Origin of the sequence: Methylobacterium crusticola (genome assembly GCF_003574465.1) — a bacterium.
GTDB lineage: Bacteria > Pseudomonadota > Alphaproteobacteria > Rhizobiales > Beijerinckiaceae > Methylobacterium > Methylobacterium crusticola.
In genome coordinates, this window is sequence record NZ_QOWC01000004.1 from 52,732 (window position 1) to 69,800 (window position 17,069).

The 17,069-nt window shown below is 73.6% G+C and carries 22 protein-coding genes; 7 read left to right on the plus strand and 15 right to left on the minus strand.

Translation table 11 applies throughout. The features are described from left to right. Window positions 1–38 precede the first annotated feature (38 nt). The 4 genes from DT057_RS07790 to DT057_RS07805 all read right to left on the minus strand — a co-directional run bounded on the left by DT057_RS07790 (window position 39) and on the right by DT057_RS07805 (window position 2,383). Complete coding sequence (locus DT057_RS07790) at window positions 39–959, minus strand: arginase family protein (RefSeq protein WP_128561512.1); 921 nt, start codon at window positions 957–959, stop codon at window positions 39–41. Window positions 960–1,101: 142 nt separating this feature from the next. Then, on the minus strand, window positions 1,102–1,368 hold the full coding sequence (locus tag DT057_RS07795; protein WP_128561513.1) for a hypothetical protein: 267 nt from the start codon (window positions 1,366–1,368) through the stop codon (window positions 1,102–1,104). Window positions 1,369–1,822: 454 nt separating this feature from the next. Next, window positions 1,823–2,119: a hypothetical protein gene (locus DT057_RS07800; RefSeq protein ID WP_128561514.1), complete on the minus strand. Its 297-nt coding sequence runs from the start codon at window positions 2,117–2,119 to the stop codon at window positions 1,823–1,825. A gap of 21 nt (window positions 2,120–2,140) precedes the next feature. Continuing rightward, complete coding sequence (locus DT057_RS07805; protein ID WP_128561515.1) at window positions 2,141–2,383, minus strand: hypothetical protein; 243 nt, start codon at window positions 2,381–2,383, stop codon at window positions 2,141–2,143. Between the two features lie 682 nt (window positions 2,384–3,065). Here DT057_RS07805 and DT057_RS07810 point away from each other — a divergent pair. Further along, window positions 3,066–3,314, plus strand: a complete 249-nt coding sequence (locus DT057_RS07810; protein ID WP_128561516.1) for a hypothetical protein — start codon at window positions 3,066–3,068, stop codon at window positions 3,312–3,314. Window positions 3,315–3,890: 576 nt separating this feature from the next. Further along, window positions 3,891–4,250 (plus strand): hypothetical protein, encoded by a 360-nt coding sequence (locus tag DT057_RS07815; protein ID WP_128561517.1) that lies wholly within the window; start codon window positions 3,891–3,893, stop codon window positions 4,248–4,250. Between the two features lie 704 nt (window positions 4,251–4,954). Here the strand turns inward: DT057_RS07815 and DT057_RS36070 are convergent. Beyond that, entirely contained in the window at window positions 4,955–5,110 is a 156-nt protein-coding gene (locus DT057_RS36070; protein WP_203236218.1) for a hypothetical protein, read from the minus strand. A 225-nt stretch (window positions 5,111–5,335) separates the two neighbouring features. Between DT057_RS36070 and DT057_RS07820 the strand changes: the two genes are divergently transcribed. Continuing rightward, entirely contained in the window at window positions 5,336–5,527 is a 192-nt protein-coding gene (locus DT057_RS07820) for a hypothetical protein (protein ID WP_128561518.1), read from the plus strand. Between the two features lie 128 nt (window positions 5,528–5,655). Continuing rightward, window positions 5,656–6,123, plus strand: a complete 468-nt coding sequence (locus DT057_RS07825) for a YaiI/YqxD family protein (protein WP_128561519.1) — start codon at window positions 5,656–5,658, stop codon at window positions 6,121–6,123. Window positions 6,124–6,200: 77 nt separating this feature from the next. Here the strand turns inward: DT057_RS07825 and DT057_RS07830 are convergent, their stop codons facing one another. From DT057_RS07830 to dapF, 3 genes are all read right to left on the minus strand, one after another. Continuing rightward, window positions 6,201–6,584, minus strand: a complete 384-nt coding sequence (locus DT057_RS07830) for a hypothetical protein (RefSeq protein ID WP_128561520.1) — start codon at window positions 6,582–6,584, stop codon at window positions 6,201–6,203. A 222-nt stretch (window positions 6,585–6,806) separates the two neighbouring features. Then, the gene (mtaB, locus tag DT057_RS07835) at window positions 6,807–8,063 is read right to left on the minus strand and encodes a tRNA (N(6)-L-threonylcarbamoyladenosine(37)-C(2))-methylthiotransferase MtaB (RefSeq protein ID WP_128561521.1); all 1,257 of its coding nucleotides are present in this window, start codon (window positions 8,061–8,063) and stop codon (window positions 6,807–6,809) included. Continuing rightward, complete coding sequence (gene dapF, locus DT057_RS07840) at window positions 8,063–8,950, minus strand: diaminopimelate epimerase (protein ID WP_128561522.1); 888 nt, start codon at window positions 8,948–8,950, stop codon at window positions 8,063–8,065. Before dapF ends, mtaB begins: the two co-directional genes overlap by 1 nt. Window positions 8,951–9,151: 201 nt before the next feature. Here dapF and DT057_RS07845 point away from each other — a divergent pair, with 201 nt between their 5' ends. Continuing rightward, entirely contained in the window at window positions 9,152–9,901 is a 750-nt protein-coding gene (locus tag DT057_RS07845) for a GyrI-like domain-containing protein (protein ID WP_128561555.1), read from the plus strand. Between the two features lie 132 nt (window positions 9,902–10,033). Here the strand turns inward: DT057_RS07845 and DT057_RS07850 are convergent, their stop codons facing one another. Genes DT057_RS07850 through DT057_RS07860 form a run of 3 tightly spaced genes read right to left on the minus strand, consistent with a single transcriptional unit; the run spans window position 10,034 to window position 11,567 of the window. After that, window positions 10,034–10,642, minus strand: a complete 609-nt coding sequence (locus DT057_RS07850) for a DsbE family thiol:disulfide interchange protein (protein WP_128561523.1) — start codon at window positions 10,640–10,642, stop codon at window positions 10,034–10,036. After that, window positions 10,639–10,788, minus strand: coding sequence for a heme exporter protein CcmD (gene ccmD / locus DT057_RS07855; RefSeq protein WP_128561524.1), 150 nt, complete (start codon window positions 10,786–10,788; stop codon window positions 10,639–10,641). Before ccmD ends, DT057_RS07850 begins: the two co-directional genes overlap by 4 nt. An 11-nt stretch (window positions 10,789–10,799) precedes the next feature. After that, entirely contained in the window at window positions 10,800–11,567 is a 768-nt protein-coding gene (locus DT057_RS07860; protein ID WP_128561525.1) for a heme ABC transporter permease, read from the minus strand. A gap of 184 nt (window positions 11,568–11,751) precedes the next feature. Here DT057_RS07860 and DT057_RS07865 point away from each other — a divergent pair, with 184 nt between their 5' ends. Beyond that, window positions 11,752–11,925 carry a DUF1328 domain-containing protein gene (locus DT057_RS07865; RefSeq protein WP_128561526.1) on the plus strand — a complete coding sequence of 58 codons (174 nt, stop codon included), beginning with the start codon at window positions 11,752–11,754 and terminating at the stop codon, window positions 11,923–11,925. Window positions 11,926–12,019: 94 nt separating this feature from the next. Here the strand turns inward: DT057_RS07865 and DT057_RS07870 are convergent, their stop codons facing one another. From DT057_RS07870 to ccmA, 4 genes are all read right to left on the minus strand, one after another. Then, the gene (locus DT057_RS07870) at window positions 12,020–12,343 is read right to left on the minus strand and encodes a BrnA antitoxin family protein (protein ID WP_128561527.1); all 324 of its coding nucleotides are present in this window, start codon (window positions 12,341–12,343) and stop codon (window positions 12,020–12,022) included. Next, entirely contained in the window at window positions 12,297–12,575 is a 279-nt protein-coding gene (locus DT057_RS07875; RefSeq protein WP_128561528.1) for a BrnT family toxin, read from the minus strand. Before DT057_RS07875 ends, DT057_RS07870 begins: the two co-directional genes overlap by 47 nt. Before the next feature lie 61 nt (window positions 12,576–12,636). Continuing rightward, window positions 12,637–13,305, minus strand: coding sequence for a heme exporter protein CcmB (gene ccmB / locus DT057_RS07880; protein ID WP_128561529.1), 669 nt, complete (start codon window positions 13,303–13,305; stop codon window positions 12,637–12,639). Continuing rightward, the gene (ccmA, locus tag DT057_RS07885; protein ID WP_128561530.1) at window positions 13,302–13,949 is read right to left on the minus strand and encodes a heme ABC exporter ATP-binding protein CcmA; all 648 of its coding nucleotides are present in this window, start codon (window positions 13,947–13,949) and stop codon (window positions 13,302–13,304) included. Before ccmA ends, ccmB begins: the two co-directional genes overlap by 4 nt. Window positions 13,950–14,343: 394 nt before the next feature. Between ccmA and acnA the strand changes: the two genes are divergently transcribed. Next, complete coding sequence (acnA, locus tag DT057_RS07890; protein WP_128561531.1) at window positions 14,344–17,043, plus strand: aconitate hydratase AcnA; 2,700 nt, start codon at window positions 14,344–14,346, stop codon at window positions 17,041–17,043. Window positions 17,044–17,069: the final 26 nt, after the last annotated feature.

The window sequence follows — 17,069 nt, forward strand, 5'->3', positions numbered from 1 at the left end:
GCCGGCAAGCGCGGCGCGGCGCGGCTCCGGCGCCGCCCCTAGAGCACCCGCATCAGCGCGGCGACCGTGCAGGCGACCCGGGCCGCCGTCAGGGCCGACAGGCCGCCCGGGTCCTTCTCGGGCACCAGCTCGACCAGGGAGCAGCCGCAGATGCGGGCCCGGTCGCTCACGCCGTGGATGAGCTCGATCACGTCCTGGTAGAACAGACCGCCGGGCGTCGGGGCGTTCACGGCCGGCATGATCGCGAGATCGAAGCCGTCGACGTCGATCGTCACGAACACGTCGCCGCCGGCCGGCACCAGGGCGAGGGCTCCCTCGATCCCCATGCGCCGGAAGTCGCGCATCGTCACGATCCGGCTGCCCCAGGCGCGGGCGTCGGCGATCTGGTCGGGGGTGCCGCTCCCAAGGCCGCGGATCCCGACCTGCACCATGCCGCTCACCCACGGCATCTCGGAGGCGCGGCGCATCGGGCTGCCGTACCCGAGGCCGTTGCCCTGGATCACGTCGCCCCAATCGACGTGCGCGTCGATCTGGAGGATCGTGATCGGGCCCTGGCTCTCGAAGGCCTGCAGGACCGGGATCGGCACCGAATCGTCGCCGCCGAGGACGAGGGGCGCGGCGCCGGCCGCCAGGATCGTCCGGACCGCGTCGCTGATGCGCGCGCGGTTGCCGGCGGGATCCGCCGGGTCGGTCGGGACGTCGCCGCAATCGACGATCCCGCTTCCCTCGCCCTCCGCGTCGAGGAGGGGTCCGTCCAGGTCGAAGTCGAAGTGCCTGAGCGTGAACGCCGCCGAGGCCGCCCGGAGCGCGGCCGGCGCGGCCGCGGCGTGGCTCTCGCGGCCGGCCTCGTAGGGCGAGCCGTTCGCCGCGCCGATGATGGCGACCTTCGCGGCGCGCAGATCATCGAGACGGGCGCTCGGAAGGCGCGCGAAGGTCTGCGGGGCGGGTTCGTCCGGCATCGACGGGTCCAGTCACGAGAGCGGAGGGGTCGTGACGCAACAGGACGGACGGCCCCGCCGTTCCGCCGCGGACCCGCGCCGGGCCCGATTTCCCGGCCCTGAGGACGCCGGGCGGGACCGGGGCCGCGCGAACCGGACGCCGCTACCCCCGGCGCCGCGTCGTCGCGGACGCGGAGGCGCCGCCGCGGTCGACGGCGTTGAAGACCTCCTGGCAGGCCGTGCTCAGGTTCTGGCGCTCCCGGCGCAGGCAGGCCTTGATGCGCGGCACGTCCGGGATGTCGCCGAAGCAGAGGCGGATCACGTCCGGCGTGCAGGCGGCGCGCTGCGCACTCGATTCCTGGGCGGAGACCGCCGTCGTCGTCACGGCGGCGAGCACGGCCAGACCGGCCGCGCGGGCGTGCTTCCTCATGCCGTCACTCCTTCGGGCAAGCATCGGCCGACAGGCGTCGGCACAGCTGCCGCCGCCGGGAGGGTGCGTATCGCTCGGTCCAGTCAGAGGATCCCGCGTCCGCGCATGCAAAGCCGCATGGCGCAGAACGGATCGTTCTCGCACTGCTGTCGCGCAGCAGCATCGGATCGTCTGCGGTGGCGCGGATGCTCGGTCCGTCCTGGCCGATTGCAGAAGGACTACTTTCGCTTCGCCACCGATGATGCCGTGAACACTAACATGCCCGGCGCCGGCAAGCTAGGCCATAAGCGCGCCTCCGGGCCTCGGGATCGAGAAATTGCAACCCGCGCGTGCGGCCGCGGCGCCGCGCGCGCCAGGCCCTGCGGGCGTCCTCGCGACCCGGATGAGGGGGGCCGCCGGTCGCGAGCCGCCGGGGCGGGAGGCGTGGCCGGCCGCGTCGCCCGGGGGACCGCAATCACGCCTTCCGGCCGGTCAGCCTGCGGTAGCGCTCGAGCGGCTTCTTCACGCTCTCCCGGTCCTCGGCCGCCTTCCGGCCCTGCTCGGTGACCTGCTGATCGTGGGCCTGCATGGCCTCGGCGACCGCGAGGGGCACGATCGCCAGGCCGGCCTCGGCGAGCGCCGCCCCGTACGCCGCGACGGCCGCCCGCGCGAAGCGCTCGGCCGCCGCGTCGTCGATGCCGAAGAGCGTGCCCGGCCCGGCATCCTCCGCCTGGATGGCCGCCGCGACGCGCCTGATGACGGGGGTGTCCACGCTCCGAACCTCGCTGCGCGGCTACTCGCCGGGTGTCCAGTCGATCTCGGGGCGCTGGGCCAGCATCCGGTCGAGATAGTTCGCGACGGCCTGGGCGCCGTCCGCATGCATCATGGCGACGGGGTGGGCCAGGTAGGCCCGCGCCAGGTCGCGGGGGATCCGGCCCGCCTGGAGGGCGTCCAGCACCTCGTCGATGAAGGCGTCAGTCGCGTCGTTGAAGTCGTTCGAGAGCTTGTTGCGGGTGTTCAGCGCCCTGATCGCCATTCCGGTCCATCTCTGCTCCAACCACACTCCGCGCCTCGGTAGCACTTTGCGCGCCCCGGCGCCGCCCTTTCGTCCGCCCCGGCGGGGCGATCCCCGCGGCCGCCGGCCTGTGTGATGTACCTCACGGAAGCTCCCGCCGGCCGCGGGCATCCTGCTTCTCGTCCACGCAGGACCAACCACGCACGATCAGGTCCGTGCCCGCCCCCGCCATCGCTCGGGACGCCCCTCGGGGGAGCGCCGGAGCGGACGGGGCCGAGGTCGGGTCCGGGTTTCCGGCGCTCCGGCGTGCTGCGCCGGAGCGATCGGAGAAGGGGCGGCCGTCCCGCATCCCCCAGGCGGGGCGGCCGTGCTCTTCCCGCCCGCGTTCCCGATCCGTGGCGTCCGACAGACCGGAGGCGCACATCTCTTCTCTCCTCACTCCCCTCACGCTCGGTGCGGCCAGTTCCCTGACGGCGGGATTGCTTCTGCTCTGGGGCTTCGGCCGGATCGACGACGACCAGCGCCTCGCCGGCGGCTGCGCCGTCGCGGTGGCCCTCGGCGTGCTGGTCATCGGCCAATGGGGAATGCTCAGGATCTGAGCCGGGCGTCCCGCCGACGCGGCGAGCCATGCACGGCGCTCGGTCCGGAACTGCGGCGATCGAGGAAACAACTCCGCCTCCTCGATCATTGCCTTACGAAATCCATGTCTGAGAGATCGACCATGATCCCGCTGGTGATGTCCGCCCTGATCGGCGGCCCCTTGACGACGGCGCTCCTCTGGGGCGCCGGCCATTCCGTCGCCTTCGCGGCGGCGCCCCTCGGCGGCAGCGTCTGCGCATTCCTGGCCGCGTGCTGCCTCGGGCTCGTGAACCAGGGCGCGGCGAGAGCCGTTCCGGTGCAGCGGCGCGCCTCGGCCCATTTCGGGCCGACGTGGCACGCCCGCGTCTTCTGAGACGGAGGCTGCGCCCGTCCCCGCGCGGCGGGCTCGGCGCGTCGCCGATCCGGGCCGCTACGGCGCGGACCGGATCGGGCATTCGCGCCCTGCCGACACTGCCGGCCCGCGCAACGGGCAAGTGATGCGTCCGTGCAACGAAGTCGCAGCTCGTGCAGCGCGGACCGGTTTTGCGCTTTGCACCAAGTGCGGTGCAGCGTAGAGTGTGTCTGCCGGCCCGCGACGCTGTCGCGGTCATGCATGCCCTCTTTGGGCGTTTCCTCCCTAGACTTCGAGGCCGCTCGCGAGAGCGGCCTTTCTTTTCAGAGGAGCATCGCCCGGCGAGGCGCGCGAGCGCCGCGGGGCCAGCGGGAGCAGAGGTGCCGGTGGCGCGATGGCCCCTCCCGACGCGCGAGGACACCCGGTACGCCACCCTCCGGCGCAGGCCTGCTCAGACGGCCGCGGCCCTGTGCGACCGTGGCCGGACGCGGCTCCGCGCGCGCCCGAGGTGTGCCTCCGGGGTGAGCCCCGCGCAGCGTGCCCGGCGGGAACCTTGCCCGCGTCGCCCGGTTCGCATTGTGCAGTGCAAAATACGCGATGGAGTTGGCGATGCTGGGACCGGCTGACATCGAGGATATGCTGCTCGATCACGCGGAGGCGCTCGTGGCCTCGGGGCGGCCCTTGCCCGCCGGCGGGCTGAGCTGGCCGATCAACATCCAGGCCCCGGCCGGCCAAGCTCCTGCTGGCCAAGCAGTCACCGGCCAAGCTTCCACCGGCCAAGCCTCCACCGGCCAAGTGCCGGGCGGCCTGGTCGCGCAGCCCGCCGCCGTGATCGGCCCGCGCGCCGACCTGGACCCGACGGGAGACCAGGCGGCGTCCGCGGCCCCGGCGAGTGCGGGCCCCCTGGGCGCCGGGGCGGGAGCCCTCCTGACCGGACCCGTCTGTCCCGCCCGCTGACCCTGCGCGGCCGCGCGGACCGCGTCGTCACCCGCCCCCCGGCGCTCGCCCGGCCGTTCGGCGAGCGCACGGCAGCGCGCGCGACCCGCGGAGGATCGGTTACAACCTTCGGTAGAAGCGTCGGCGCGCCAGGATCTCCATGACGGTACGGCTCCGCTCACGCGATGGGCCGCGGGAGAAGATTATTCCGGTTGCATTCGTGATCGCAAACTATATCTTAGGTTGTGCGCCGGCGTCGCTGATTTCGCGACCTCCATGACACTCCGGCGCAACTGCGGGCTGGATCTCGGCACCCCTGAGACCTCTGCCGACGTCCGGCCCGCGTGTTTTGTCCTGCGACGCGGCGCTCACGCGGGCGAGGCCCGACGGGACGGGCTCGGGTCTGCCCGGCACGCAGCGCACGCCCTCGCGTCCCGGCCGGTCCCGGTCTCCTGCGAACCACGGCGCTGCGTTCTGGCCGAGGCGTGCCCGGGCCTTCGGGGGAAGCCGGGTCCCGGCGGAAGGCCACCCGGGCGACGTCCCGCAGCCGGCTGGGCCCAGGCATCTCGTGGCGCCGCGCGGCCCGCGCTGGACGAACGGCCACGTCGTCGCGAGACCACGCGAGGACGCAACCGGCACCCCGCGAGACACCGGCCGGTCGTCCGCGTGCGCGATCCGTGTTCGGTCCGGATGAGGAGGAAGTATCGACTGCGCCGGGCGAGAGGCTAGCCGATGCTGTAGGCCCGCTCGATCACGACGTTGTAGGTCTCGGCGAGGCGCAGGGCGACCTCCCGCTCGAGGCCGTAGATCAGGGGGCGATCCCCCCGGAACAGCGTGTAGCGGCCGTCGGGCTTCACCGTGATGCGAACGGGATCCTGCATGGACGTCTCCCTCGTCGGCTCGTGCTTTCTGCGGCCAACTTCCCGAATCGGCAGGCTAGGCCGATTCGCGCGGAGACACAAAGCATCCCGCGGGGCCGGGCGGGACCCCGGTCGGAGGAGGACGCGCGGCCCGGGACCACGCTCCGGCGCGGGGAAGGCCGGTCCGGACTCGCGAACGGTGGCGTGCTCCGGTAAGCTGGCCGATCCCAACGAAGCAGGAGCTTCATGCAACTCGTCGTGACCGCCCACACCGCCGACGGCCGGCTGTCGTACCAGCGCACCACGCCGGAATCCGCCCTGGAGAAGGCCGTCGCGCTGACGGCGGACGGCCATGCGGACGTCGTGATCACCGACATCACCGGCCGCGACTACGGGCCAGCCGAGTTCGCCAGCCTGTTCGTCAATCCGGGCACCTGAGATAGGGTCTGCCAGGCGCTCGAGCCAAGCGCCTGGCGGACCCTAACCTCTCGTCCCTCCGCGAGGCCGGCCCGGTTCCGGCTTCCCCGGGAGCGGCGCCGCGCGGACGACCCGACCTGAGAGCGACGATGCCCCACCCGATCGCCATCTACGTCGATGCGGATGCCTGCCCGGTGAAGGACGAGGTCTACCGCGTCGCCGGGCGCTACGGGCTCCACGTCTTCATGGTCGCCAACGCCTTCATCAACGTGCCGCGGGAGCCCTGGATCGAGCGGATCGTGGTCTCGGACGGGTTCGACGCGGCCGACGACTGGATCGCCGAGCGGGCGGGGCCGGGCGCCGTCGTGGTCACGGCCGACGTGCCGCTCGCGAGCCGCTGCGTCAAGGCCGGCGCGACGGTCCTGTCGCCGACCGGAAAGGGCTTCACGGACGCCTCCATCGGCATGGCCGTCGCGACCCGCGACCTGATGCAGAGCCTGCGCGAGGCGGGGGCGGTCACGGGTGGCCCGAAGCCGTTCTCGCCCCGGGACCGCTCGGCGTTCCTGGGCGCTCTCGACCGCGCGGTGGTCCGGCTGCGGCGCCTCCCGGGGGCGTGACGAGGCCGCTCGCGCCGGGGCAGGGACCTCGACGGCGCGGCCGAGCCCGGGGCCGCGAGCGCCGGCGGGACGCCGTCCTACCGGACGGGGTCGTCCGCCCCCCGGAGCGCGTTCCTCAGGGTCGCGAGGCAGAGGATCTGATCCGACATCTCGTACTGCTCGCGCACCCGCATGGCGGCCTGGACCTCCGCCGCGGTGGCGCTCGAGTAGCGCAGGCCGAACGGGATCGAGCCGTCCTTCGGGTACAGGCCGATCTTCCGCTGCGTCTCGACCCGGCAGTACGCTACCCAGTCCTGCGAGAGGCCGGCCTTGCCGGCGAACGCGTCGACCGCCGCCACGACCCGGCGAGCGGCCTCGGCCTGGGCGACCGCGAGGGCCTTCGTGTCCGCGTTCTCGATCAGGGAGTTGACGATGAGGCCGATCGCGACGGCGATCGTGAGCAGGACGAACAGGCTTCGCATCCGCTGCCCTAACCGATCTCGGCCGCCGCACCGGGGGCGGCGCGCGCCCGCGGCTCCCTTTTTGCAGTGCACGCGGCCGTGGGCAAGCCGGGCGGGCCGGCCGCTGTGCGCCGGCGCACCCGGGCGGGGCGGTAGGAGCCCGTGGCGAGCGGAGGAACGCGTCTGCACCGGGCCGGGAGCTCGGACGCGCGTGCGGACGCGACGCCCCGGGAGAAGCAAGCCCTACGCGGCGAGCAGCGCCCGCCCGTCGTGCCCGGCGATGCGCAGGGGAACGAGCGCCCCCGGCTCGGCGCCCTCGGGCAGCCGCACGGGCAGGAAGGACTCGGTGCGGCCGAGGCCGCCGCGCTCGGCCAGAACCCGGTGGGTGCGGCCGATTTCCGCGTCGAGCCGGCGCCGGAGCGCGGCGGCCCCGGCCGCGCGCAGGCGGGAGGCCCGGTCGCGGATCGTCCCGGGAGCCACCTGGGGCATCCGGGCGGCCGGGGTCCCGGGCCGGGGAGAGTAGGGGAAGACGTGCAGGTGGGTCAGGCCGCACGCCGCCACGAGGTCGAGCGAGCGGGCGAACTGCGCCTCGGTCTCCGTCGGGAAGCCCGCGATCAGGTCGGCCCCGAACACCGTCTCCGGGCGCAGCCGCCGCACCTCGGCGCAGAACCGGATCGCGTCGGCCCGGCCGTGGCGGCGCCGCATCCGCTTCAGGATCAGGTCGTCGCCGGCCTGGAGCGACAGGTGCAGGTGCGGCATCAGCCGCGGCTCGCCCGCCAGGGCGTCGAGGAGGGCGGCGTCCGCCTCGACCGAATCGATCGAGGAGAGGCGCAGGCGCGGGAGGTCCGGCACCGCCCGCAGGATCGTCGCGACGAGGCCGCCGAGGGACGGGCCGCCGCATTCGCGCCCGTAGGCCGTCAGGTCGACGCCGGTGAGCACCACCTCGCGGGTGCCGCGCTCGACGAGGCGGGAGACCTGCGCCACCACGGCCTCCGGCGCGACCGAGCGCGACGCGCCGCGGCCGAACGGGATGACGCAGAAGGTGCAGCGGTGGTCGCAGCCGTTCTGCACCGGCACGAAGGCGCGGGTGCGCCCCGGCATCTCCCCGAGGAGGGGGGCGGGCTCGGGCCGCCGCGCCCAGACGTCGTCGACGCGCACCCGCCCGGCCCCGTCCGGGACGCCCCCGGCCGGGTCGAGGTCCCGCCAGGTCTCGGCGTCGAGCTTGCGGCGGTTGCCGATCACGGCGGCGACCTCCGGCATCGCGGCGTAGGCCCGGGTCTCGACCTGCGCGCCGCAGCCGGTCACCACCACCCGGGCGCCGGCGTCGGCGCGCACGGCGGCCCGGATCGCCTTGCGGGCCTGCCGCCCGGCCTCCGCGGTGACCGCGCAGGTGTTGACCACGACGAGGTCGCGGTGGCCGGCGGCCTCGGCTTGCTGGCGCATCGCCTCCGACTCGGCGGCGTTGAGGCGGCAGCCGAAGGTCAGCACCTCCACGGGCATCACGCCGCCCCGGCGAGCAGGGCGGGGGCGAACGTGCCCTCGTGCTCGAGCTCGGTCGGGCCGGTCATGCGCACGTGGTCGTCCTCCCCCCAGGCGATGGCGAGGTCGCCCCCCGGCAGGGTCACGACGGCCTCGCGTCCGGTCATGCGCAGGCGCGCGGCGGCGACGAGGGCCGCGCAGGCGGCGGTGCCGCAGGCCCGGGTCAGGCCGGCGCCGCGCTCCCAGACCCGGAGCCGGATGTGGTGCCGGTCGAGAACTTGAGCCAGCGAGATGTTGGCCCGGTCGGGGAAGATCGGGTGGGCCTCGAGCAGGGGGCCGATCCGGGCGAGGTCGTAGGTGGCGGGATCGCGCGCGACGAAGAACACCGCGTGGGGGTTGCCCATGCCGACGGCGCCGGGCGAGTGCAGCACGGGATCGTCGATCGGGCCGACCTGCAGCTCGATGCGCCGGGTGTCGGGGAACGGCTCGCGGAGCGGGATCTCGTCCCACCTCAGGCGCGGCGCCCCCATGTCGACGGTGAAGTCCACGTCCGAGACGCGGGCGACGGCGACGAGCCCGGCCCGGGTCTCGAGGGTGAGCCGGCCTTCCGGCGCCGGCCGCGCCATCGCGGGGTCCTCCAGCATGGCCCAGGCGACGCAGCGGGTGCCGTTGCCGCAGGCGCCCGCCTCCGTGCCGTCCGTGTTGTAGATGCGCACGAAGGCGTCGGTGCCCGGGGTCGCTGGATCGTGCAGGACCATCATCTGGTCGAAGCGCGAGGCCGGGTCGGCCGCGATGGCGCGGGCCTCGCCGGGCCGCACCCGGATCGCGGTGCCGCGCAGGTCGAGCACGACGATCTCGTTGCCGAGCCCGTTCATCTTGAGGAAGCGGCGATGGTCGAGGGGGGACACGCGGGAAGCCTCGCGGACGGGACGCGCGCTCTATGGACCAGAATGGCGGCGGGCGCGAGCGGCCGGCCCGCCGCGCGCTGCCCTGCGCGCTCACGCTCTCGCGATGGACGGGAAACGGCTTTACGCTTGACGCGTTCGACGGGGCCGGCGATTCGGCGACGCGCCGGCCCCCGGCATCCCTCCCGGAGCGCTCCGCCCGTGATGAACACCCGTGTCCCGCTCCTCGCACTCGGCCTCGCCGCGGCCCTGGCCGTGAGCCCCGCCGGCGCCCAGGCTCCCGCGCCGCAGGCGCCCTCCGCGCCGCCGGCCGGCACGCCCTCGCCGGCCCAGAGCGCGCCGCTCCCGACCACCACCGAGCCGGGCCCCGGACCCGGGACCAACCAGGCGCCGAGGCCGCCGGTCCCCGAGAAGGCGCTGCCGCCCGCGACACCGGTGCCGCCGGCGTCGGGCCGCCCGCCCCTCGTGGCGAACCCGGGCGACCCGTCCGACGTCGACGAGGTGACGCTGCCGGCGAAGCCCGCCGCGATCGTGTCGGGCCGGGGCACCTGGGACAACGCGGTGCAGAACCTCAAGGACGCCATCGGGCGCATCGAGTCCGAACTGGCCCGGGCCGGCATCCGGGCGGCCGGGCGGCCCCTCGCGGTCTTCACCCGCACCGACGACGACGGCTTCCAGTACGAGGCCATGGTGCCGGTCGAGGCCGCCCCGAGCCCGCGGCCCGCCGGGCTCCCCGACGACGTGCGCTTCGGCGCCACGCCGAGCGGCAAGGCCCTGCGCTTCGTCCACAAGGGCGCCTACGAGGGCATCGACCAGACCTACGAGACGGTGACGGCCTACCTCGACGCCAAGGGCATCGTGGTCCAGGACGCCTTCGTGGAGGAGTACCTGAGCGACCTCGGCGCGACCGCCGACGACGGCCTCGAGGTCAACATCTACGCGCTGCCTAAATGAGCTCGGGCCAAGTGAGCACTGGCCAAATGAGCTCTTGCCAAGTGAGCACTGGCCAAGTGAGCGGAATCCGGTCCGCGTGAGGGTAGCCCTCCCCGGGCGAGGCGCGAGCCGGCGCCCGGGCGGGGCGGGGTCCTAGCGGATGGCCCGCACCCGGGCGAGGAAGGCCGGATAGGTCTCGGGCGTCAGGATGCCGACGAGCTTCTCGCGGATGCGGCCGTCGGGCCCGACGACGTAGGTCTCCGGCACACCGTAGACCCCGAGATCGATGCCGACGCGGCCGCTCTCGTCGGCGCCGACCGCCCGGAACGGGTTGCCGTGCCGGCCGAGGAAGCGGCGGCCGTTCTCGGGCTGGTCCTTGTAGTCGATGCCCACGAGGTTCACGCCGTCGCCGGCGAGCCGCACCAGCATCGGGTGCTCGACCTGGCAGGGCGCGCACCAGGACGCCCAGACGTTCACGACCGTGACCCGGCCCTTCAGGTCGTCGCTGGAGAAGCCCGGCACCGGTCCGCCTTCCGCGACGAGGCCCGGCACGCCCGGCAGCGCGAAGGCCGGCACCGGCTGGCCGATCAGGGCCGAGGGCACGCTCGACGGGTCGTAGCCGGTGGTCAGGAGCTTGCCGAGGAAGATGCCGGCGAGGCCCGCGAAGGCGAGGAGGGGCAGGAGGAACACCAGCCGGCCGCGGCGGGGCGGCGCCTCGTCGGTCTCGAGCCCACCGGTCGGCTGCCCGGGGGCGGCGCTCACGGGCGCCTCCGGTCGTCCTTGAGGAGGGCGAGCGCGCGCAGCTGCGCCCGGTGGTCGAGCACGGCGTGCAGGACGAGGCCGGCGATCACCAGGGCGGTGAACGCGTAGGCGCCGACGATGTAGGCGGCGTGCGGTCCGAGATCCACGGCCGGGCTCCTCAGGCCGCCTGGGCGGCCGGCAGGGCGGCGTCGAGCCGCTCGGCCTCCAGCAGCGTCAGCGTCCGCACGCGCCGGCGCAGGATCTCGGTGCGCATCGCCTGCAGGTGCAGGGCGAGGCCGAGCACCGAGGCGGCGGCGATCATCACCAGCAGCGGGTAGAGCATGCTCGGATGGATGGTCGAGCCTCCCAGGCGCAGGATCGAGGCGGGCTGATGCAGGGTCGACCACCAGTTCACCGAGAACTTGATGATCGGCAGGTTCACGGCGCCGACGAGGGTCAGGATCGCCACCGCCCGGGCGGCCCGGCCGGGATCCTCGATGGTCCGCCACAGGGCGAGCAGCCCGCAATAGATCAGGAACAGCACCAGCATCGAGGTCAGGCGCGCGTCCCAGACCCAGTAGGTGCCCCACATCGGCTTGCCCCAGAGCGAGCCGGTGACGAGGCAGACCAGCGTGAAGGCCGCCCCGATCGGGGCCGCGGCGCGCTGGGCCACGTCCGCCAGGGGATGGCGCCAGACCAGTGTGCCGAGCGCCGAGACCGCCATGGTGCCGTAGAAGAACACCGCCATCCAGGCCGCCGGCACGTGGATGAACATGATCCGGACGGTCTCGCCCTGCTGGTAGTCGGGCGGGGCGACGAACCAGGTCATGTACTGCCCGGTGGCGACGAGCACGGCCGCCAGGCCCGCCACCCAGGGCAGCAGGGCCCCGGACCAGCGCAGGAAATGGCCGGGCTGCGCCAGCCGCGTGAGACGACCCGTCGACATGCAGCGGGTTTAGCGCGCCGGCGACGCTCCCGGCAATGCGGACGATGGGCGCAGCCCCGCCGCCTGGCTCCGTGGCGGGGCGGAGCCGGGACGGCGCGGCGCCGGCCGTGCCCGACGGGGTGGAACGAAGCGTGGCCGCGCCGGTTGTCGCCTCGTCTCCACCGACGGCCGAGGTTTCACCGCCATGCTGAAATGGGCGCTCATCTTCTTCGTGGTCTCGCTGGTGGCGGGCGCCCTCGGCTTCACCAACGTGGCGTCCGGCGCCCGCGGCATCGCCCGGCTGCTGTTCGGGCTGTTCCTGGTCGTCGCGGTGGTGATCGTGGTCGCGGCGGTGCTGCTCGGGCAGGCGGTGTTCTGAGCGCGGGGCGCCGATCCGCGCTCCGCGCGGACGGAGGACGAGGAGCGGACCGGGACGGCAGGCCGCGCCCGCAGCCAGAGGCCGGCGCGAGGGGCTACAGCCCGATCGCCTTGCGCAGCGCGTCGTTCATGCGCCCCTGCCAGCCCGGCCCCGTGGCCCGGTAGGCGGCCACGACGTCGTGGTCGACGCGCAGGTTGAGATGTTGCTTGCCTCCGCTCCGGGGCGGCCGGCCGCGCGGCCGGGCGGCGGCGGCCGCGGCGGCTCGGCCCTCCGCCTCGCCCACGGGCGTCCCGCCGATGCGCCAGGTGCCGCGGGCGAAATCGGCCTCGGTCAGTTCCGGGCTGTCGTCGTCCGGGGTGGCCGGCGCGGCATCAAGGCGCGTCCAGGCGGCCTCGATATCGTTTCTGCTCGCGGTCATTCGCCTTCCTCATGCTGATGATCCGGTATGCATCGCCATCCGGCGTCCAGACCACGACGACCATGCGGCCCCGGAGATGGCCGACACTCATGATCCGCGGCTCGCCGTAGTCGAACCGGATGTCGCGGATGTCGAGCGCGGGTCCCCCGAGCACCTCCGCCGCATCCTCGAAGTCGAGGCCGTGCTTGCACAGGTTGCTGGCTCGCTTGGCAGGATCGTAGACGATCCGCATCGGATTTCGTACCCACAAAAATCGCGCAAACCCGACCCACTGGCGCGGCCGTCCACCGGGCCTACTCCCCCCAGCGCAGGGCCGCGGCGGCCGCCAGGGTCCCGACCACGGCCGCCACGAGGCTCAGCGCCGCGAGGATCATCAGCGGCGTCCCGAACGGCACCGTGCCGCCGAGCGCCGCGTCCGCCGCCGAGACGCCGAAGATCAGCGTCGGGATCATCAGGGGCAGCACGACCACGGCGAGGATCAGCCCGCCGCGGCGGATCGAGGCGGTGAGCGCGGCGCCCACCGCGCCGATGAAGGTCAGGGCCGGCGTGCCGACGAGGAGCGTCAGGCCGGTGGCGGCCATGGCCGTGGGGGAGAGCGCCACCAGGAGGCCGAACAGCGGGGTGGCGAGGGCGAGCGGCAGGCCGGTGCCGAGCCAGTGCGCCGCGACCTTGGCCAGGACCACGAGTTCCAGCGGGGCGGGGGCCCCGACGAGGAGGTCGAGGGAGCCGTCCTCCTCGTCGGCCTGGAACAAGCGGTCGAGGCCGATCAGGGTCGCCAGCACGGCGGCGATCCACAGGATGCCGGGGCCGATCCGCGCGAGGAGGTTCAGGTCCGGCCCGAGGCCGAAGGGCACGAGCGCCACGATCATCAGGAAGAACACGAGGGAGAGCGCGCCCGAGCCGCCGATGCGGCCGGCGAGCCGCAGGTCGCGCGCGACCACGGCCAGGAAGGCGCGCATCATCGGGCGGGCTCGCCGAACGGGTCGGCGCCGCGCCCGGCCGCCTCCCGGTAGCCCTCGATCGAGAGCGCGCGGGCGCCCTCGAGCCCGAGGGCCTGGTGGGTCGCCGCGACGACGAGGCCGCCGGCGGCCCGGTGCGCGCCCATCAGCGCCGCCAGCGCCCCCTGGGAGGCGGCGTCCAGGGCGGCGGCCGGCTCGTCGAGGAGCCAGAGCGGCCGCCGGCAGACCAGCAGCCGGGCGAGGGCGACGCGCCGGCGCTGGCCCGCCGACAGGTAGGCGACCGGCAGGGCCGCCGCGTGGGCGAGGCCGAGGCGCGCCAGCGCCGCCCGGGGAGCAAGGTCGGGGTCGCCGAGGAGATCGCGGGCGAAGGCCAGGTTCTCCTCGGCGGTGAGCGCGCCCTTGAGGCCGTCCCGGTGGCCGACGACGTGCAGGCACTCGGGGATGGTGCGCTCGCCCACGTCCTCGGCCCGCACCGCGCCGGCATCGGGCCGCAGCCGGCCCGCCAGGATCGCCAGGAGCGACGACTTGCCGGCGCCGTTGCGCCCCGTGACGGTCAGGGCCTCGCCGGGCCCGAGCGCGAAGGAGAGCCGGGCGAAGATGCGGCGGCCGGAGCGGCGGCAGGCGAGGTTCTCGGCGATGAGGCGCACGGGGGCTCCCGCGGGACGGACCCCCTCGGCCCGGATGGGGAGGAGCGTGCTCGGCCCGGGTGCCATACGGCAAGCGCGGGCCGGAGAGAATGGCCGGGCCGGCGCCCACCTGACCGGTAGCGGGCAGTTTCGAAGTGTTCTATACGCACCCTTGGCTGCGCCGCGCGACCTTAGAGGCGTCCAAACCGTCCTTCGCGCATCCCAGTCCGGGCACCCCCGGGGCGGCGCGCGCACCGTCCGCATCGTCCGGTCGACCGACCGGAGAGGGCGTTCGGGACAAGGGCAGCGGCATTGCGTCAGCGACGCCGGCTCCCCCAGCGCATCCGGCCGAACACCGAGTTTGGCGCAGGCCGTGCCTGTGCCGTGTTCGACAACCCCTCGCGAGGACCACGCCGTGGCATCGATCGACAGCTTCAAGGCCCGCCAGACGCTCCAGGCCGGCGGCAAGACCTACACCTACTACGCCATCCCGGCCGCCGAGAAGAACGGCCTGTCGGATGCCAGCCGGCTGCCCTTCTCCATGAAGGTGCTGCTCGAGAACCTGCTGCGCTACGAGGACGACCGCTCGGTCAAGAAGGCCGACATCGAGGCCGTCACCGCCTGGATCGACAACCGCGGCAAGGTCGAGACCGAGATCGCCTTCCGGCCGGCCCGAGTGCTGATGCAGGACTTCACCGGCGTGCCGGCCGTGGTCGACCTCGCGGCGATGCGCGACGCCATGGTGGCCCTCGGCGGCGACCCGCAGAAGATCAACCCGCTCGTGCCCGTCGACCTCGTCATCGACCACTCGGTGATCGTCGACGAGTTCGGCACCCCGAAGGCGCTCGCCGACAACGTCGCGCTCGAGTACGAGCGCAACGGGGAGCGCTACACCTTCCTGAAATGGGGCCAGTCGGCCTTCGACAACTTCTCGGTGGTGCCCCCCGGCACCGGGATCTGCCACCAGGTCAACCTCGAGTACCTGTCGCAGACGGTGTGGACGAAGCCCTTCGAGGGCGCCGAGGTGGCCTATCCGGATTCCCTCGTCGGCACCGATTCGCACACCACGATGGTCAACGGCCTCGCGGTGCTGGGCTGGGGCGTCGGCGGCATCGAGGCCGAGGCCGCGATGCTCGGCCAGCCGCTCTCCATGCTGATCCCGGAGGTCGTCGGCTTCAAGCTGTCCGGCAAGCTGCCGGAGGGCACGACCGCGACCGACCTCGTGCTCACCGTCACCCAGATGCTGCGCAAGAAGGGCGTGGTCGGCAAGTTCGTGGAGTTCTACGGCCCGGGCCTCGACGACATGTCGGTCGCGGACCGCGCCACCATCTCCAACATGGCGCCCGAGTACGGCGCGACCTGCGGCTTCTTCCCGGTCGACCAGAAGACCATCGACTTCCTGCGCGTCACCGGGCGCCGGGACGAGCGCATCGCCCTCGTGGAGGCCTACGCCAAGGCGCAGGGCATGTGGCGGGACGCCCAGACGCCCGACCCGGTCTTCACCGACACCCTGGCCCTCGACATGACCGACGTGCGGCCCTCGCTCGCCGGCCCGAAGCGCCCGCAGGACCGGGTGCTCCTCGACGGCGCCAAGCCGGGCTTCGCCCAGTCCATGGAGACGGAGTTCCGCAAGGCGGCGGAGATCGCGAAGCGCTACGCGGTCGAGGGGGCGAACTTCGACATCGGCCACGGCGACGTCGTGATCGCGGCGATCACCTCCTGCACCAACACCTCGAACCCGAGCGTGATGATCGGCGCGGGGCTGCTCGCCCGCAACGCGGTCGCCCGGGGCCTGCGCTCCAAGCCCTGGGTGAAGACCTCCCTCGCGCCCGGCTCCCAGGTGGTGGCGGAGTACCTCGAGAAGGCCGGCCTGCAGACGAGCCTCGACGCCCTCGGCTTCAACCTCGTGGGCTTCGGCTGCACCACCTGCATCGGCAATTCGGGCCCGCTGCCGCCGGCGATCTCGAAGGCCATCAACGACAACGACGTGGTGGCGGCGGCGGTCCTGTCGGGCAACCGCAACTTCGAGGGCCGGGTGAATCCCGACGTGCGGGCGAACTACCTCGCCTCGCCGCCCCTCGTCGTGGCCTACGCCCTCGCCGGCTCGCTCCAGATCGACATCACCCGGGAGCCGCTCGGCATCGGCACGGACGGCAAGCCCGTCTACCTCGCCGACATCTGGCCGAGCGCCGCCGAGGTGCAGGAATTCATCGAGGCCAACATCACCTCGACTCTGTTCAAGTCGCGCTACGCCGACGTGTTCGGCGGCGACGACAACTGGAAGGCGGTCGAGGTCACGCAGGCCGAGACGTTCAGCTGGAACCCCGGCTCGACCTACGTGCAGAACCCGCCCTACTTCGTCGGCATGGAGAAGACGCCGAAGCCCGTGGAGGACGTGGTCGACGCCCGGATCCTCGGCCTGTTCCTCGACTCCATCACCACCGACCACATCTCGCCGGCCGGCAACATCCGGGCGGCCTCGCCGGCGGGCGGCTACCTCCAGGAGCACCAGGTCCGGGTGCAGGACTTCAACCAGTACGGCACCCGGCGCGGCAACCACGAGGTGATGATGCGGGGCACCTTCGCCAACATCCGCATCAAGAACCAGATGGTGCGCGACGGCTCCGGCACCGTGGTGGAGGGCGGCTACACCCTCTACCAGCCGGGGGGCGAGCGGATGTTCATCTACGACGCGGCCATGCGCTACCAGCAGGCCGGCACGCCGCTCGTGGTCTTTGCCGGCAAGGAGTACGGCACCGGCTCGTCGCGCGACTGGGCCGCGAAGGGCACGAAGCTGCTCGGCGTGCGCGCGGTGATCGCCGAGAGCTTCGAGCGCATCCACCGCTCGAACCTCGTCGGCATGGGCGTGGTGCCGCTGGTGTTCCAGGGCGACACCTCCTGGGCCTCCCTGGGGCTCAGGGGCGACGAGACCGTCACCATCCGGGGGCTGGCCGGCGAGCTCAAGCCGCGCCAGACGCTCACCGCCGAGATCACGTCCGCGGACGGCACGGTGACGCAGGTGCCGCTGACCTGCCGCATCGATACCCTCGACGAGCTGGAATACTTCCGCAACGGCGGCATCCTGCCCTACGTGCTGCGCCAGCTCGCGGCCTGACGGGGCGCCTTGCGCCCCCGCGCACG

Bases quoted from the DNA above. Each gene is read 5' to 3' on its own strand.
- DT057_RS07805 (WP_128561515.1), bottom strand. From the start codon at position 2,383: ATGGCGATCAGGGCGCTGAACACCCGCAACAAGCTCTCGAACGACTTC.
- DT057_RS07845 (WP_128561555.1), top strand. From the start codon at position 9,152: ATGAACACCCGTGTCCCGCTCCTCGCACTCGGCCTCGCCGCGGCCCTG.
- DT057_RS07815 (WP_128561517.1), top strand. From the start codon at position 3,891: ATGGAGTTGGCGATGCTGGGACCGGCTGACATCGAGGATATGCTGCTC.
- DT057_RS07790 (WP_128561512.1), bottom strand. From the start codon at position 959: ATGCCGGACGAACCCGCCCCGCAGACCTTCGCGCGCCTTCCGAGCGCC.
- DT057_RS07825 (WP_128561519.1), top strand. From the start codon at position 5,656: ATGCCCCACCCGATCGCCATCTACGTCGATGCGGATGCCTGCCCGGTG.
- DT057_RS07830 (WP_128561520.1), bottom strand. From the start codon at position 6,584: ATGCGAAGCCTGTTCGTCCTGCTCACGATCGCCGTCGCGATCGGCCTC.
- DT057_RS07870 (WP_128561527.1), bottom strand. From the start codon at position 12,343: ATGACCGCGAGCAGAAACGATATCGAGGCCGCCTGGACGCGCCTTGAT.
- DT057_RS07865 (WP_128561526.1), top strand. From the start codon at position 11,752: ATGCTGAAATGGGCGCTCATCTTCTTCGTGGTCTCGCTGGTGGCGGGC.
- DT057_RS07860 (WP_128561525.1), bottom strand. From the start codon at position 11,567: ATGTCGACGGGTCGTCTCACGCGGCTGGCGCAGCCCGGCCATTTCCTG.
- DT057_RS36070 (WP_203236218.1), bottom strand. From the start codon at position 5,110: ATGCAGGATCCCGTTCGCATCACGGTGAAGCCCGACGGCCGCTACACG.
- DT057_RS07795 (WP_128561513.1), bottom strand. From the start codon at position 1,368: ATGAGGAAGCACGCCCGCGCGGCCGGTCTGGCCGTGCTCGCCGCCGTG.
- ccmB (WP_128561529.1), bottom strand. From the start codon at position 13,305: ATGATGCGCGCCTTCCTGGCCGTGGTCGCGCGCGACCTGCGGCTCGCC.
- DT057_RS07810 (WP_128561516.1), top strand. From the start codon at position 3,066: ATGTCTGAGAGATCGACCATGATCCCGCTGGTGATGTCCGCCCTGATC.
- DT057_RS07875 (WP_128561528.1), bottom strand. From the start codon at position 12,575: ATGCGGATCGTCTACGATCCTGCCAAGCGAGCCAGCAACCTGTGCAAG.
- DT057_RS07820 (WP_128561518.1), top strand. From the start codon at position 5,336: ATGCAACTCGTCGTGACCGCCCACACCGCCGACGGCCGGCTGTCGTAC.
- mtaB (WP_128561521.1), bottom strand. From the start codon at position 8,063: ATGCCCGTGGAGGTGCTGACCTTCGGCTGCCGCCTCAACGCCGCCGAG.